The organism is Pseudoalteromonas sp. P1-26, from assembly GCF_001401795.1.
Lineage (GTDB): Bacteria > Pseudomonadota > Gammaproteobacteria > Enterobacterales > Alteromonadaceae > Pseudoalteromonas.
In genome coordinates, this window is sequence record NZ_LKDX01000007.1 from 92965 (window position 1) to 110517 (window position 17553).

The 17553-nt window shown below is 41.8% G+C and carries 12 protein-coding genes; 1 reads left to right on the forward strand and 11 read right to left on the reverse strand.

Features of this window, described 5'->3' with window-relative positions; genetic code table 11:
- Position 1: 1 nt before the first annotated feature.
- The 10 genes from phoB to AN394_RS06015 all read right to left on the reverse strand — a co-directional run bounded on the left by phoB (position 2) and on the right by AN394_RS06015 (position 11047).
- Positions 2 to 691, reverse strand: coding sequence for a phosphate regulon transcriptional regulator PhoB (phoB, locus tag AN394_RS05970; RefSeq protein WP_054551169.1), 690 nt, complete (start codon positions 689 to 691; stop codon positions 2 to 4).
- A 146-nt stretch (positions 692 to 837) separates the two neighbouring features.
- On the reverse strand, positions 838 to 1788 hold the full coding sequence (locus tag AN394_RS05975; RefSeq protein WP_054560882.1) for a porin: 951 nt from the start codon (positions 1786 to 1788) through the stop codon (positions 838 to 840).
- A gap of 419 nt (positions 1789 to 2207) precedes the next feature.
- Positions 2208 to 3272: a class II fructose-bisphosphate aldolase gene (fba, locus tag AN394_RS05980; RefSeq protein WP_054560883.1), complete on the reverse strand. Its 1065-nt coding sequence runs from the start codon at positions 3270 to 3272 to the stop codon at positions 2208 to 2210.
- A gap of 197 nt (positions 3273 to 3469) precedes the next feature.
- A complete protein-coding gene (locus AN394_RS05985) occupies positions 3470 to 4645 on the reverse strand; it encodes a phosphoglycerate kinase (RefSeq protein WP_054551165.1) in 1176 nt (391 codons plus the stop codon).
- Positions 4646 to 4687: 42 nt separating this feature from the next.
- On the reverse strand, positions 4688 to 5704 hold the full coding sequence (gene epd / locus AN394_RS05990) for an erythrose-4-phosphate dehydrogenase (protein ID WP_054551164.1): 1017 nt from the start codon (positions 5702 to 5704) through the stop codon (positions 4688 to 4690).
- A 296-nt stretch (positions 5705 to 6000) separates the two neighbouring features.
- Positions 6001 to 6462: an isoprenylcysteine carboxylmethyltransferase family protein gene (locus tag AN394_RS05995; RefSeq protein ID WP_055021004.1), complete on the reverse strand. Its 462-nt coding sequence runs from the start codon at positions 6460 to 6462 to the stop codon at positions 6001 to 6003.
- Positions 6459 to 7082 (reverse strand): 3'-5' exonuclease, encoded by a 624-nt coding sequence (locus AN394_RS06000; RefSeq protein WP_055021005.1) that lies wholly within the window; start codon positions 7080 to 7082, stop codon positions 6459 to 6461. Before AN394_RS06000 ends, AN394_RS05995 begins: the two co-directional genes overlap by 4 nt.
- A gap of 8 nt (positions 7083 to 7090) precedes the next feature.
- Positions 7091 to 8929 carry a DUF294 nucleotidyltransferase-like domain-containing protein gene (locus AN394_RS06005; protein ID WP_055021023.1) on the reverse strand — a complete coding sequence of 613 codons (1839 nt, stop codon included), beginning with the start codon at positions 8927 to 8929 and terminating at the stop codon, positions 7091 to 7093.
- A gap of 119 nt (positions 8930 to 9048) precedes the next feature.
- The gene (locus AN394_RS06010; protein ID WP_054560886.1) at positions 9049 to 10773 is read right to left on the reverse strand and encodes a sodium:solute symporter family protein; all 1725 of its coding nucleotides are present in this window, start codon (positions 10771 to 10773) and stop codon (positions 9049 to 9051) included.
- 10 nt (positions 10774 to 10783) lie between these two features.
- Positions 10784 to 11047 (reverse strand): DUF4212 domain-containing protein, encoded by a 264-nt coding sequence (locus tag AN394_RS06015; RefSeq protein WP_054551160.1) that lies wholly within the window; start codon positions 11045 to 11047, stop codon positions 10784 to 10786.
- Between the two features lie 387 nt (positions 11048 to 11434).
- On the opposite strand from AN394_RS06015, the gene AN394_RS06020 reads away from it, so the two are divergent.
- The gene (locus AN394_RS06020) at positions 11435 to 14875 is read left to right on the forward strand and encodes a PAS-domain containing protein (RefSeq protein ID WP_055021006.1); all 3441 of its coding nucleotides are present in this window, start codon (positions 11435 to 11437) and stop codon (positions 14873 to 14875) included.
- A gap of 36 nt (positions 14876 to 14911) precedes the next feature.
- Here AN394_RS06020 and AN394_RS06025 read toward each other — a convergent pair whose 3' ends face one another.
- Entirely contained in the window at positions 14912 to 17515 is a 2604-nt protein-coding gene (locus AN394_RS06025; protein WP_055021007.1) for a DUF2339 domain-containing protein, read from the reverse strand.
- Positions 17516 to 17553: the final 38 nt, after the last annotated feature.

The following is a 17553-nucleotide window of genomic DNA, read 5'->3' on the forward strand; positions in this document are numbered from 1 at the left end:
CTTATAATTTACTTGAAAAACGATAGCCTGCACCGCGAACGGTTTGCACTAAACGGTCATGCCCTAATGGTGCAATCGCTTTACGTAGACGGCGAATATGTACATCAACAGTACGGTCTTCTACATATACATTTGTTCCCCATACATGATCAAGTAATTGTTCACGACTGTAAACACGTTCAGGATGTGTCATGAAGAAATGTAGTAATCTAAATTCAGTAGGCCCCATATCTAATTCACTACCTTCTGATGTTACACGGTGTGAGATTGGGTCAAGGCGTAAGCCATGAACTTCAATGGCTTCTTCTAATGAGGTTGGTGAAACACGGCGAATAACCGCTTTAATGCGCGCCATTAATTCTTTAGGAGAAAATGGTTTGGTTACGTAATCATCAGCACCTACTTCAAGGCCGCGTACTTTGTCTTCTTCTTCACCGCGAGCAGTCAGCATAATGATAGGGATCTGACGAGTATATTCGTTTTGCTTAAATTTCTTAGCAATTTGAATACCGCTACCACCAGGTAACATCCAATCTAATAAAACCATATCTGGGTATGGTTCAACCATAGCTTCAATCGCAGAGTCATAATCTTCTGCTTCAATTGCTTGAAAACCATTTTGCTCTAAAACAAAAACCAGCATCTCTCTGATAGGCGCTTCGTCATCGACGACTAGTACTTTACGTGACATTCCAATTTATCTCTTTCGTTAGCGAACTGGTTTCATTATTATGACTAAGTATGACATTTTTATGAAAGTCTAACGAGTAATTGAAAAAGCGCAAAAAAATCAAAGCAAAAATAGCCATTTTTTACGCTTAAATAGTAAATTTTGGATTAAAAGTCATACCTTAAAGTGACTGCAAGATGATCTTCATCAGCATTATTATCTAGTGAAAATTGCGTATACCACATGTACATACGCGCTTGTTTTGACAGGCTTCGTTCAACCCCAACAGAAGTACCGCTACCCGAATCTTTCAATTTACCAAAGCTGCCATCAGTATCTTGATATTGCGCCAGCAACTTATATTTATCTATTTTGTAAGATGCGCTCACTAAAAACCCATCTTCTTTGTCAGAACCTGTGATTTTTTCGCTTTGTTGATACATACCGCCTAGGGTTAAATCGCCTAATTTGCCTTGCGCCGTAAACCGTGTTGTATCATAACCGGCTACTTTACTGTCGTGGGCAACACTTACAAAGTAAGGCGCTTTTTTAAATTTACTATCACCATACATAAATGCCGCAGAAACACCGGTTTCTTCATCTTGTTTGGAGTTATCTTCAGCAATATAGGTGACCACAAATTGCATATTGCCAACAATTGGCGAACTGTAATGAACTACATCACCAAGGCGATTTTCACCATTAAATAAGGCTTTAACATCACCATTAAAGTCGTTCATTAAATCAATTTTACCCTGCGATACTTTTAACGCCGTATCGTGACGACCAAGCACTACCTGCCCATAGCTGCCTTGTAGACCAACATATTGATTACGCGCGGTAATATTCTCTTCAGTTTTACCATCGCTATCTTGATCTGCCGCATTTACTGCAAATTCAAACTTATATACGGCTTTTAACCCATCGCTTATTTCACCGCTGCCTTTGATCCCCATACGAGAGTTATAGCTCTCAATAGACGTTTCGCTGCCATCGCCAGTGTCGCTATTAGCAACCCCTAAATGGGCCCGACCATACACATCTACAGCTTCGGCAGCACTATGAAAAGAAATAAAGCACATTGCAAAGCTCGACAACATCATGGCAGGTTTATTCATGGTAGCGATCCTCAATTTAAGCAATAACTTAAAAATCGAACATAAAGGGCTTTTGGTCAAGGCGAGGAGGAGATATTTCACATAAAAATCACGGATCACTGATCTACCAACTTAATCAGATCAGGATCAGGTTTTTACTAAGAAGATCAACTTCAGATCAGTTTTTTACTTAGAGAATAAGATAACTTGTTGATTTAATGTTAAGACGCTCAGCATTTCGTTTAAAAGATGAGCAAAGAAAAGCCTGTGATCAGTATACAACTAGTAAAATAATGATCCGTGAAAGCGAAGGTTAGTAAAACAGTGATCCTGAAAAGCACGAGTAGGTATTTCGCTGATCCGCCTTGATCTAACTAATAATACCTATTTGAATGTAATAAAAAACCGGCATAAAGCCGGCTTTTTCAACTTATTATCAATTACTTGATTTGTGGATCAAGTTCACCCGATAAGTATTTAAGGTGCATATCATCTAAAGAGATAGGCTTGATCTTACCAGCTTGACCCGCAGTACCAAAGGCTTCGTAACGAGCAACACAGATCTCAGTCATTGCTTTCGTTGCTTCTGCTAAGTATTTACGTGGATCAAAGTTAGCTGGGTTTAAAGCTAAGTGACGACGAATTGCACCTGTTGATGCTAAACGAAGATCGGTATCGATATTTACTTTACGAACACCGTACTTAATACCTTCGATGATCTGCTCTACAGGCACACCATACGTTTCAGGGATTTCGCCACCGTATTGGTTAATCACTTCTAGCCACTCTTGTGGCACAGAAGAAGAACCATGCATTACTAAGTGTGTGTTAGGAATACGCGCGTGGATTTCTTTAATACGATCAATCGCTAAGATATCGTCTGTTGGTGGACGAGTAAATTTGTACGCGCCATGTGATGTACCACAAGCGATAGCAAGTGCATCAACCTTAGTTTTACTAACGAAATCAGCGGCTTCTTCAGGATCTGTTAGCATTTGATCAGTAGACAATTTACCTTCAGCACCAACGCCGTCTTCTTCACCTGCTTCACCTGTTTCCAGTGAACCTAAAACACCTAACTCGCCTTCAACAGACACACCACAAGCATGTGCCATTTCAACTGTTTGACGTGTTACATCAACATTGTATTCGTAGCTTGAAGGGGTTTTACCATCAGACATTAATGAGCCATCCATCATAACTGACGAAAAGCCTAACTGGATTGAGCGCTGACATACACCTGGTGAAGTACCGTGGTCTTGGTGCATTACAACTGGAATATGAGGCCATTCTTCAACGGCTGCTAAAATCATATGACGAATAAAAGGGGCACCAGCATAGGCACGTGCGCCTGCTGAACCTTGTACAATTACCGGGCTGTTTGTTTTGTCAGCCGCTTCCATAATTGCACGCATTTGCTCTTGGTTATTAACGTTAAACGCAGGTACGCCGTAACCATTTTCAGCTGCATGATCAAGAAGTTGTCGCATACTGATTAAAGCCATTTGGTATTCTCCAAATTGTATCGACAGTAGTTTCCTACTATCTAGTTTGAACGGATAAGTTATTTTTTTGATGCATCACTGCATCACGAAAAGCTCGCGCCTACCGTAACAGCTGTAAATAAAACGAGGGTGAGAGGTATTTTATTAACAGCTAAACCAGCGTAATTACCTAATAACTACGCTGGCATACGCACTAATTACTTAGCACGTTCTTCAAGCATAGCAACTGCTGGTAATTTTTTCCCTTCTAAAAATTCAAGGAAAGCACCACCACCGGTTGAAATGTAAGAAACTTTATCGGCAATGCCGTATTTATCAATCGCTGCAAGCGTATCACCGCCACCAGCAATCGAGAATGCACTTGAGTTAGCAATCGCATCAGCAATAGCACGTGTGCCGTTACCAAATTGGTCAAATTCAAATACACCAACTGGACCATTCCATACAACAGTGCCTGCATTAGCAATGATTTTTGCTAGTTGGTTTGCTGTATCAGGACCAATATCGAAGATCATGTCTTCGTCTGTTACTTCATTCACATCTTTTAATGTCGCCACTGCAGATTCTGAGAACTCATTACCTACAACAACATCAGTTGGTACCGGTATTTCACCGTTATTAGCTTTTGCCGCAGCACTTAATTTGTTTGCTTCATCAATTAAATCAGCTTCAAATAAAGATTTACCTACTGGGTGACCTGCCGCTGCGATGAAGGTATTAGCGATACCACCACCCGTTACAAGTTGATCAACCACTTTAGAAAGTGAATCAAGTACAGTTAACTTAGTCGATACTTTAGAGCCACCAACGATAGCAACTAAAGGACGAGCTGGGTTATCAAGCGCTTTACCTAATGCGTCTAGCTCTGCCGCAAGTAGTGGACCTGCACATGCAACATCAGCAAATAAACCCACACCGTGAGTCGATGCTTGTGCACGGTGAGCCGTACCAAATGCGTCCATTACGTAAACATCACATAATGCAGCTAGTTTTTTAGACAGTGCTTCGTCGTTTTTCTTTTCGCCAGCGTTAAAACGTACGTTTTCGAAAACAACCACTTCGTTATCAGCAACGTCTACGCCTTCTAGGTAGTCTTTTTCAAGACGAACTGTTTGCTCAAGGGCATCATTTAAATAATTAACCACAGGGGCAAGGGAAAACGCTTCATCATATTCCCCTTCCGTAGGGCGGCCAAGGTGTGACATCACCATTACTTTAGCGCCTTTTTCTAACGCTAATTTGATAGTTGGTAATGCTGCACGAATACGTGCATCAGAGGTCACTTTACCTTCTTTTACAGGCACATTTAAATCTTCACGAATTAACACGCGTTTGCCGTTTAAATCTAAATCTGCCATTTTAATGACCGACATGGACTTCTCCTTAGTTAACGATACTAATATTATATTTATAAATTATTGGCTTACAGCCATCATCGCACGCGCAGTGTCGAGCATACGATTCGCAAAGCCCCACTCATTATCGCACCACACTAACAACTTTATCAGTCGTTTATGACTAACACGTGTCTGAGTGCCATCTATGATACAAGAATGTGGGTCATGATTAAAATCTACCGATACCAATGGCTCTTCTGTATAGCTTAAAATACCGTCAAGGCGGTCTTTTGCAGCTAACTTAAGTGCTTGATTGACTGTCGCTAAATTCACATCGGTATTCACTGTTACACTTAAATCCATCGCCGTCACATTGATCGTTGGTACCCTAACAGCAATGGCTTCAAAGCGACTATGAAACTTAGGCAAAATACGCTCAATACCACGAGCAAGCTTTGTATCCACCGGAATAATAGACTGGCTTGCAGCGCGAGTACGACGTAAATCATGATGATACGCATCAATCACTTGCTGATCATGCATCGAGGCATGAATCGTTGTAATAGCCCCAGACTCAATCGAAAATGCGTCATCCAGCACTTTAATTACTGGCACAATACAGTTTGTGGTACATGAACCGTTTGAAACAATCGTATGTTCAGCTTTTAGCTCATCATCGTTAATACCATACACAATTGTGGCATCAACATCAGCATCTGCAGGCTGTGAAAACAATACTTTTTTTGCACCAGCAGCCAAGTGTAGTTCTGCATGTTCACGAGAGTGATACACTCCAGTACATTCAAGAACCACATCAACATCAAGAGTTTGCCAAGGTAGTTCTGCAGGGTTTTCTTCTGCAAATAAGGCTATAGAGTCGTTAGCAACCGTTAAAGTATCTTCGCCAAGATTAACAGGGAATGAAAAGCGGCCGTGAGATGTATCGTATTTAAGGAGATGGGCAATGCCCTTAGGGTCGGCTAATTCGTTAATAGCGACAATTTTGATTTGATCTTCAAGCCCTGATTCATACAGTGCACGGACGATATTGCGCCCGATTCGACCAAAACCATTAATTGCAAGTTTGATTGCCATGAAGAAGAAAATCCACTCTATTTGCTTGCAGATAAAGGCAACTGCCTTTTAGATGGCGGTATTGTAATCGACCTTACACATTTTTATAAGAGGGCAAGGTAAATAAAACTACTTTAACAACCCTAGATGGCTCAATTTTGGTAATCAACCTGAAGAATTTTTATAAGAGGTCAGCCAAAATAAAAATTGCTTAGCATGTTTTAGATGGCGCAGTTTTGGTAATCGACCTTAGACATTTTTATAAGAGAGCAAGGTAAATAAAACTGCGTTAGCAACCTCAATCTTACTTTTTTCCTTTATAGCCAGCGACGAACAGATTTTTTGTATTGCTGGTATGCTGACCCAAACTTCTCTGCCATAAACGTTTCTTCTGGCATAATTTGAAATCGATTCATATAGAGAATAAATACCGGCAGCATTATAAAACTCGCAATATTACCAAGATAAATTCCCCAACCAACTAGCATTAATAACATACCAACATACATTGGGTTACGGCTAAATTGATAAACACCACTTGTAACAAGGCTCGCCGACTTTTCTGGAATTCGAGGGTCAACAGTCGTACCTTGCTTACGAAATTGATAAACACCTAATAAAGCAAACACCACACCTAAAAATGCAATGAGTAGTGCTACAAAAGATGATGCGAAAAACGAGAAGCTAAAACTCGTAAACAACTCTGCTATGCCCCACATCATCAACGCAATGATCAGCAGCAGCGCGACTGGAGGAATTTTTAATTCTAACTGATTCACACAAGCTCCCCTACTTTCAATGCCTTACCACGACTAATTTGATGACACTGAGCTAAGAATAACTCGGCCGTTGCCATGGCATCAGTAAGGGCATGGTGCGAGCTGTAATACGGTAAGTTGTAGCGTTTACGGCATTCGCTAAGTGTTAAATCATCGTGGCCAATTTCGTGGCCTTGCTGGTGCAGGCGTTTTTTTTCAATAACAAAGGTATCAAGAATTAAACGCGCTTTTGCATCTAAGCCAAGCGTTCTGCAGGCCTGTTTTAAAAAACCCCAATCAAGTGCCGCGTTATGAAACACTAAAATGCACTCACCAAAATGCTGATGCAGCTTGCCAAGAATGGTTTCGAGACTTTCACCTGTATCTATGTCTTGTTTTGCAATACCATGATAAATCGGACTTTGCTCTAAGCTTTGCACGTCTTTATTTATTAAGTGCTGTGCACCGCTGAGTTTAATGCATTGATCTTCTATCATCACCCACGCCACCGAGACAATTTCGTGCTGGCGAGGATCAAGGCCCGTTAATTCCATGTCTATCACTACGTAGCGCTCTTTATAGGCATCGGCTGCCAAGAGTTGCTTGCGCGCTAAATACCGACTTAACCAGCGTTTAACCATACCCTCTCCTATAAACTACCGCGAGCAAATTTAAATGCGGCGGCTTGCTGTGCCTGTTTAACCAAATAAAATGCTTCTTTTAATTGATGTCGCTCTAATGAATTCAAAGCATTTGGGTTAATACAGTTGCTAGGCAATCCTTCCTCGTTAATTTGTGTGCCTAAACGCAGTTGAGTTAAAAAACGCCAACAGTCTTTTAAGTTATACAAGTCATCTTTATTGAGTAGCGAAAATTTCATTAATGCATCAATACGCTCTTGCGTGTTAGCGCGCTGAATACCCGCTTTGAGGGAATATAAACGCACGATGTCGTTGATGATCACCACACCGCGTTTTTTTAAGTCGAGGTACTTATGCTGCTTTTCGTCTTTCTCTAATTTAAATTGATTAAACAAACCAATGGGTACAGGGGTATTTTTAATGTCGCTGGCCATAGCCGCATAGAATAAGTCGTTTTTAGAAATGCGTTTTAGCTGCTCACAAAAGCGCGCATATAAGGTAGTGGAACCTTCAATAAAACGTAGGTCAAAAAATATCTTACAATTGAGCATCGCCTCTGGTGTGGGTGAGGTGATCCACTTATGAAACTTTTCTGTCCATGCATTAATGCCCATACGGCACTGTGCATTGCTCGCCATAATATTGCCAGGGCAACGTTTTATACCGCACTCAATTAAATGCTCACAGACATACTCGCCCATGCGCTTAAAGTAATCGTGTTGTTCTTCTGTTAAATCATCAGGTAGCAACAGGCCATTATCTTGGTCAGAATGCAGTGTTTGCTCTTCCCTTGCTTGTGAACCAAAACAAATAAAACTAAAGCTGGTTGGTGCCGCGCCATTATCTTCTTGGAACAAACGGATCAAACGCGAAGTCAGTGCATCGGTTAAGCCACTTAATAATTTACCAATCAAGGAGATATCATCAATATTGTTTGAAAAACCTTTTAATAAACCGGGTATCTCTTGCGAATAACGCTTTAAATCAACCACGCTGTGCGCTTTGTAAATTCGTCCAATCAATTGTACTGGGTCGCTTTTTTGCTGACGCAGCAAATCAGTACTGGTGAGCATACCTAGGGGTTTGTGATGTTCATCAAGCACAGGTAAATGGTGAATATTGTGCTTAAGCATTAAGTGTAGCGCCGAAAACACGCGGTTATTTTCAAAAATAAACTTGGGCTTACACGTCATGATGCTACTTACTGAGTCTTGAGGGTCAACCTCATCGGCCAATACGCGGTTGCGTAAATCTCGGTCGGTGACAACCCCAACGAGGCGATCATGTTCCGTTAACATAATCGACGAAACACCATGCTGTTTCATTTTTTTAGCGGTTTGACGAATACTTGCATCTGGTGCCAAGGTAACGGCTTTGCGATTCATCAATTCGCAAATTTTCTTCTCCGACCAACTGTCGTTTTGACTTTTATAATGAGACGACAATAAACGGTTTTTGTGGGCACGAACAAAGTATTGCTCAAACACTTTATACTCACGGCGTAAGTAATCAAATGCCGCTTGGTTTAACATGTAAACAATGCCTTCCTTTTGCACTGAAATACTATTTTGAATCGCTTCGCCAGTTAACAGTGAAGGAAAACCAAAGTAATCGCCACTCGATAACTTAGTAATCACATCGCCTTTTGGGTCGACCAAATCATAATCGCCAGAGCGAATTAAAAATAATCTGAGATTATCTGAACTTAACCACTGATTTTGATTCTCACGGGTCAGATAAATAATATCGAGATGGTTTACAAAATACTCACTAGCAGCACCTTCGAGCTGATTAAATGGCGTTTGCTGCATCACAAATTGGGCGACTTCCTGTTGCTCGGTATTCATGGTCATTCTCGCTATAAAATAGAGACAATATCTACACTACCCCTGTTTGAAATAAATAAAAAGCCCGACTTAAGTCGGGCTTTTGAACTTCAAGAGTGTGTTCTTATAAAATGGTTTTATTAGTGCGCGTGTGCTGCGCTCGAACCTTTAGGGTTACGGATACCTTCAACCATTTCTTGGATTTCAACTGGTGTTTCAGCCGTTAGTTTAAGTACGATAGCTGCAACCACAAAGTTAACAATCATACCAATCAGACCAATACCCTCAGGTGAAATACCAAATAACCAGTTTGCAGGTGCATTCAATTCAGGGCTTACGAACTTGAAGTAGATAATATAAGCCGCTGTGAATGTAATACCTGTCACCATACCCGCAATCGCACCTTCTTTATTCATCTTCTTAGAGAAGATACCCATGATGATAGCTGGGAAGAAGCTCGCCGCTGCTAAGCCGAAGGCGAAGGCAACAACCGAAGCCACGAACCCTGGCGGGTTAATACCAAAGTAAGCTGAAATCACAATCGCTATCATCGCAGCTAAGCGCGCTGCAAGTAGCTCTTGTTTGTCACTTATATCTGGTTTTAAGGTGCGTTTTAATAAGTCATGCGATACCGAGGTCGAGATCACCAATAGTAAGCCTGCTGTTGTTGATAGCGCTGCTGCGATACCACCTGCTGCTACTAATGCAATCACCCATGCTGGTAAGTCTGCAATCTCAGGGTTTGCAAGTACCATGATGTCGCGGTCAACTTTAACTTCGTTTGCGCTGTTTGGATCATCAATCTTACCTGCTGAGTAGAACATTTTACCGTCACCATTTTTATCGTTAAAGGTGATTAGGCCTGTTCTTTCCCAGTTCTTAACCCATGCTGGTGCCTCTGCGTACTCTGTACCGCTACCGTCTTTACCGTTAATTGTATCAATCATGTTTACACGAGCGAATGACGCTACAGCAGGTGCTGTTGTATAAACGATTGCAATGAAAACAAGTGTCCATGCAGCTGAGATACGCGTGTCTTTAACACGTGGAACAGTGAAGAAACGAACGATTACGTGCGGTAAACCTGCAGTACCAACCATTAACGCGCCTGTGATTGCGAATACATCAATCATGCTTTTCGAGCCTTCGGTATACTGCGCAAAGCCAAGCTCGGTACTGAGCCCATCTAGTTTATCAAGTACAAACTGTCCTGAGCCATCGCTAAGGGTTGCACCGAAACCGGTTTGTGGGAAGAAGTGACCTGTCATCATCATTGAAATGAAGATTGCTGGAACAAGGTAAGCAAATACTAGTACACAGTACTGAGCTACTTGCGTATATGTAATCCCCTTCATACCGCCTAATACAGCGTAGAAGAATACAATCACCATACCAATGTAAACACCGGTCTCAATATCTACTTCTAAGAAGCGAGAGAAAACCACACCTACACCACGCATTTGACCTGCGATATATGTGAAACAGATAAAAATAGCACATAAAATTGCAACAACACGTGCAGCTTGTGAGTAATAACGGTCACCGATGAAATCAGGTACCGTGAACTTACCAAACTTACGTAGGTAAGGAGCTAAACAAAGTGCAAGTAGTACATAACCACCTGTCCAACCCATTAGATATACACCACCGTCATAGCCCGCAAACGAGATAATACCCGCCATTGAGATAAACGATGCCGCACTCATCCAGTCAGCAGCGGTTGCCATACCATTTGCTAGCGGCGGTACACCGCCCCCTGCAACATAGAATTCATTTGTTGACCCAGCACGAGCCCAGATTGCGATGCCGATATAAAGCGCAAAGCTTAAACCGACGATAATAAACGTGAGTGTTTGAACATCCATTGCTTAGCTCCTATTCGTCTACGCCGTATTTTTTATCTAACGTATTCATTTTGAAAACGTAAACAAAAATCAAAGCAACAAAGGTATAAATAGCGCCTTGCTGGGAGAACCAGAAGCCGAGTTTAAACCCAAAAAAACGTATCTCGTTAAGTACGTCTACCAGTAAAATGCCGAAGCCAAATGACACGACAAACCAAATTGCTAATAATTTAAATAGCAGTGCGAGGTTTTCCGCCCAATAAGCTTTTGCTTGTTCTTCATCTTTAAAAGCCATTTTTTATCCCCTTATGCATTACAAGAAAGTAATGAGTGGTATTAGTTGTCATTAACTAAGTTAGCAAGGGTTCTGATTTATGGAATTGAGACCATAGTCGTAACAGCTAGTTTACGTTTACGTAAACTGCAAAACACCATTTGTTAACGAATGGTAAAAAACAATATTTAACAACAACTTAACCTACAAAGATAAATTTACGAAATAACGAAAATAGTAAAAACGAATGATCTGCGACATTAGTCTAATAAAGATACATAAAACAGTACTATTTATTAATTTTCAATAACTTGCATTTTATTAATTATTATTGCAAAAAATCTTGCCATCGAAATCGCGCATAATTCTGGTAAGGTAGTGTTATTACAATAATTACTGAATTTAAACATGACAGCTGCGCTTTTATTTGTTGCACTCGCCTATATTGGCGTGTTGTTTTGGTTGGCAAATTGGGGAGACAAAACCACTCCTCTTGCTAAAAGAATTAGTCACCACCCATTTGTTTATTCTTTTTCATTAGGGATTTACTGTACGTCTTGGACCTACTACGGTTCAGTTGGTACAGCAGCCACCAGCAGTTGGAATTACTTACCTATTTTAATTGGCCCTGCGTTGCTTTTTTTCTTTGGCCAAGGGTTTTTACGCAAATTAGTACTGGTCAGTAAAAAGCAAAATATCACGACCATCGCCGACTTTATTTCAGCTCGCTATGGTAAACGGCAAACCACCGCCATTATGGTGACAATTATCGCTTTATTGGCGACTATTCCGTATATCGCACTGCAATTAAAAGCACTGAGTAGCAGCTTCTTACTGCTACAAAACGACGATCGTATTTCGGGCTCTATGCTCGCCCTTTCGGCAACACTCATTATGGCGATGTTTGCGATATTTTTTGGTACTCGTAAAGTCGATGTAACCGAATATCGCTCAGGGCTTATGCTCGCTGTCGCCTTTGAATCTATGATTAAGTTATTAGCTTTAGTGGCCGTTGCGGGGCTTGCTTTATACACATTATTTAATTTAACTACGGTGCAAACCGAGCAGCTAACGGGCTCTATTTGGAAGCACTGGCAGAACTTCGACTTTTTTAGCTTTAACTTTATCGGCCAGTCATTAATGGCGGCAGCGGCGATTATCTGTTTACCAAGGCAGTTCCACGTGACTGTGGTCGATAACCAAGATAAACGCCACCTTTATACTGCCCGCTGGGCATTCCCCCTGTATTTGTTACTAACTGCTGCAATGATTTTCCCTATTGCAACGGCAGCTATACACCCAGGCATTGGCAGTGGCTTCTCACCAGATAGCTTTGTATTAGCCCTACCACTGATGCACGAAAACGCCTTTTTAACGACCTTTGTATTTATCGGGGGTCTATCAGCGGCTACAGCGATGATTGTTGTAGCCACACTCACGCTCAGCACTATGATTTCAAACGATGTAGTGTTGCCGCTAATGCTGCGTCGTAAGTTTAAACGTAACCTCATCACTAGCAGTTATAAGTCGCAAATCCTGTTAGTAAGACGCTTCACGATTGCCGGCATTTTGATTTTGTCGTATTTCTACCAGCAATGGTTTGGCCATGGTAAAGCATTGGCTAGTATGGGTTTAGTGGCCTTTTCTTTAGTGTCGCAATTACTTCCTGCGATTGTGGGTGGCCTATATTGGCGAAAAGGCCATGCTTATGGGGTTTATGCCGGATTATTAGCAGGCTTTATTTGCTGGGTTTTGTTCTTAATGCTGCCTATTTTAGATGCAGGCAATACCTTAAACGCAGAGCTGCAACAAACACTTATTACTCGTGGCACCCTAATCGCCTTATTTGCCAATATTGGCTGTTACATTAGTTTTTCGCTCGGTGCAGATGAGCGTTTAATTGATAAAATTCAAGCAGCTGCTTTTGTTAATCCAAAAGAGCAAGCGGTATTCGCCAGACGTTTAAATAAAAACGTAAAAGCCACTGTTTACGACTTTAAAGTACTGCTACAAACCTTCTTAGGTGTGCAGCGCTCGCAGCAAGTGCTGGCTCACTTTGCGTTGTCGCATAACTTAGATGACAACAACGCGCACCCAGAACCTGAGTTTATTGCTTATTGTGAGCGCGCCTTAACCGGTGTGCTTGGTGCCTCTTCAGCACAAGCGCTGATCCACACGGTTGCTTCTGGTAAACGTATGGCCTTTGAAGAAGTGGTTAACTTTTTTGATGAAACCACACAAGCCCTGCAATTTAATCAAAACTTATTATTTACCTCTCTCGAAAACCTCAGCCATGGTATTTCGGTTGTTGATAAAGAACTTAATTTAGTGGCATGGAATAAGCGCTACGCAGAGATGTTTGCCTACCCAGATGACTTTCTCGAAGTAGGCCAACCAATTGAAGATGTGCTTAGATACAATGCCGAACGCGGTGAATGTGGCCCCGGTGAAGTTGAACGCCATGTAGAAAAGCGCGTGCAGCATCTTAAAAACGGCTCGCCCCATCACTTTATTCGCCACCGCCGTAATGGCCAAGTGTTCGAAATGATAGGTAACCCACTGCCAGATGGCGGCTTTGTAACAAGTTTCTCTGATATTACCACGCATATCGAAACGCAAAATGCGCTTGAAGAAGTAAACATGGATCTTGAAAACCGCATTGAAGCGCGTACTCAAGAAATCCGTACTATCAATAAAGATTTACAAGCACAAATCGATAGCCGAGTACAAACTGAGCAAGCACTTACTTTAGCCAAAAAAGAGGCTGAGCAAGCTAATGACAGTAAAACGCGATTTTTAGCCTTGGCTAGCCACGATATTTTACAACCGCTGAATGCGGCGCGCTTATATCTTGCAGCTATTGATGATAAATCCCTTTCGAGCAACAACTTAAATAACTTTGAAAAGCTGGGTGCAAGCTTAGATTCAACGGTGCATTTGATGTCGGCGCTGTTAGAAATTGCCAAGCTCGAGCAAGGAGCAATGACCCCTACTCCGCGTCACTTTAGTATTGATGACATACTTGCCCCGCTGAAAAATGAATACGCCATTATGTCGAGCGAAAAAGGCTTAAAACTGACGGTACGTTCAAAGGGAGTTATCGTTCACAGTGATATCACTTATTTACGACGAATTATTCAAAATTTGGTGTCAAATGCGGTTAAATACACCGATAGTGGCCGAGTTTTAATTGCTTGTCGCAAACGCAAACACCATTTACGAATTGAAGTATGGGACACAGGCCCTGGCATTACAGAAGTAGAGCAAGCGAAAATCTTCAATGACTTTTACCGTATTGAAGCCGGTGATAACAAAGGGGTTGGCCTTGGCTTAGGAGTTGTAAAACGAATGGCCGACTTACTCTCTTTACGTTTAGATGTCAGTTCAACGCCTGGCAAAGGTAGCCGCTTTAGTATTGAAGTACCTTATGGTGAAAGCCAATTTATTCAACAAAAAGATACGCCTAAAAAAGGGGTTGAGAACCGCAGTGCGATGAACATTATTGCAGTGGATGATGACCCTGAAAACCTTAATGCCATGGCAAGCCTATTGCAAAAGTGGCAGGCAAATTATCAGCTCTTTGATCAAGTTGAAACCGTGATGGCCTATGCCAAAGAGCACCGAGCGCCCGATGTGATCTTAATGGATTACCAGCTGGGTCATGATTGCGATGGCATCACGCTTATTAAAACCCTAAGAGAAATTTGGCAAAGCCCAGTGCCTGCCATTTTAATCACAGCGGTGCGTGATGAAGCCCTTAAACAGCAAACCAAAGAAGAGCAAATTCATTACCTTAGTAAACCCGTTAAGCCCGCAAAACTCAAAGCTCTGCTTAACCACAGTACTTAACAATAGTGCTTAACCAACGTTTTTAACAACACCGATTTAAGGCAAAGCAGTAGGCTTTGCCTTAAATTTTTGGAACAACCAACTAAGCCCAACTAACGACAAGCCTAAGCCGATAAACGAAATAGCCCGCAGCAACCCGGTTAAGTTTGCCATATCAATCAAGAACACTTTTAACACCACCAGCGCCAATAAGCCAAGGCCGAGCTTTTGTAATACCGTAATGGTTCTTAACTGCCCCACCACAACCACCAAGGCACCGATAACAAGCCAAACTAAAGAATAACTGTAAAGCTCTGCATCTGAAGTTGGCAAAGCAATATTTATAAACTCGCCTTGCCAGTTATGGCGAATTTCCGCATTGATATATAAAACACTTATCACACCTGCAAGTGCTGTAAACAGCTTTTGTAAATAGTGCTGAGATTTAGTCAGTTGGCTTGCCCAAATTGCAATACAGGCGGGGACTAACCAAAGTAATAGTAACCAGTTAATAATCGGCCAACTGCCTATATTTATCGGCTCAAAAAACGGATTTACAGCAGTAAAGCTTTTCAGTATTAGTAAGCCACTCAGTGTTAATAACGCAAAACCTGCTACTTGATAGAGTTTTGCCAATTGCGCAGTAAAGCGTGAACGCAGTAAATAAACACAACCTAATATACCCCAGTTACAGGTTAATAAAATATGCTCATACACAGACAAGCTCTCAAAGTCTGGGTAGTGCCCCACCAACTGATAGCTCGTCTCTGTGGTAATAAATAAAGCAATGCAATGAAGCGTTGCACCTTCTAGCCACACCCGAACAGATTGCTGCTGCCAGTGCCTCGCTGCAAAGTAAAATAAGCAAGCGCATACTGGGTATACAACCAAACTCCAGTGCACACCGAGCAGCAACGCATCACTGTAATCAGTTGACCAAGGTGCAAAGCTTAACCTAACTAGTAAAGCGCCAACTAAGCCCTTAAGCGGCCAAGTAGGTATGCTGAGTGACTGTTTATTGACATAAAAACTGATCAACAACACTTGCGCAGCAAGCGCTAAGGTCAAGCTGCTGCCTTCAAGGAGCATGGTTAACGCTAAGCTAATATTGGCATTACCGCCAAGCCAGTAACTAAATACCCGCATCGGGTTAGTGCTATTGACTGATAGCTTAAATAACCAAGCAGACAGAGCCAATAATACAAAGCACCAAACCGGATACGCCGTCATCAAGGCATGATCGGGAGTGATAACATATAAGCAACTAATAATCACAAAACTTGAAAGTGAAGCGAGTAAAGCAAAACCTAAGCGTTTAGGGTATTTACGACCAAACAAAAACCCATAACCCGCGAACAAAGCAATAAAAAACAGCCCTGCTCCGTAATTTTGCCGAAATACAAAAAGCTGCTCAGAGTAATCAACAGCATTATGTTGCCCTGTAAGCAAACACACCACACTCACCACAGCTAGCATCAGCCAGTGATCCCATGCACTGTTTTTTAATACCAAAAGAAGCAGTAAAGCCACTAACGACAATATACTAAGCTGCCAAGTAAGCAGTTGGTTACTGCTCATGAGTAAAAGATAAAGTGGCAAGACAACAGCTATCAACAGAGGGTTGTCGGGCAGTTGCTTAAGTAGTGTTTTAAAGCGATGTGGACGGTATTCTATTTGTTTAATACTCAGCCCTAGGCGTGGAATCGCAATTAACAATACGATGCTAAATAGAGCATAAAGATTAATAAACCAATGCAGATTTTTAGCTGCACCCATTGCAACTAAGTAATACCAGCCTAAGTGACCTGCCCATAACAGATACCACAACCAATGCCGTTTTACGTAATGCGCGACTAGCGAAGCCGATACACTGACAAACGCAACATAGGTTAGCAGTGCTATAAAGTCATTACTCCCGTTATTGACCCAAACCGGCACGCTGTAGGCACCAATAACACCAATGACCGCAAGCACAGGACCAAAACGCAGTGCCATCCAGCTTGCTGCTACAGAAACTAAGGTTAAAATGCTAAATGCCGGTAAAGCTTGCAGTAAGCCATAATGGCTATAGGCCAGCAAGGTCAATGCAAAACAACTAATAAAACCACCACTTGCCAGCGCTGCGGGAATATAGTTGCTAAACCCATCAAAAATAATACCTTTACGATGTAAAACCTCAGCCGCAACAATTAAGCTCAAACCAAAAATAGCGCCAAGCGTGAGTCGCATGGTTTCGGATAATAAGCCTGCCTCCAGTGAATAGCGGGCTAAAAAGATACCGCCAAAGGCAAGTGCAACCGCTCCTACCCAAGTTAACCAATTAGCTTTGATTTGTGTAACGAGTTGGCTTATTAGCGGATTTAAAGTCGCAGGCTTGGGTTTTGTTTGCTCTGGCTTTTTAGGGATAGCCTCAATCGGCTTACTAATGATTACAGGCTCTGGTTCAAATTTTGCTGTGTCAGACAGTTCGTCGTTTGAATTATCAAACTGATTTGCAGTATTTGCTTGTGGATTATGACTATATGTCGCGTTAAGTTTGACTCGAAGAGCAGCTACTTCTCGCTTTAAACTGGAGAGTTGAAAAAAGGCAAAAATACCCGCAATGGAGCCACCTACAACAACTAGTGCTAGTAATATTAGTAACGCAATACCGCCATCCATACTCTCTCCTTGTGTACGCTTTAAACAAAAAGCAAAAG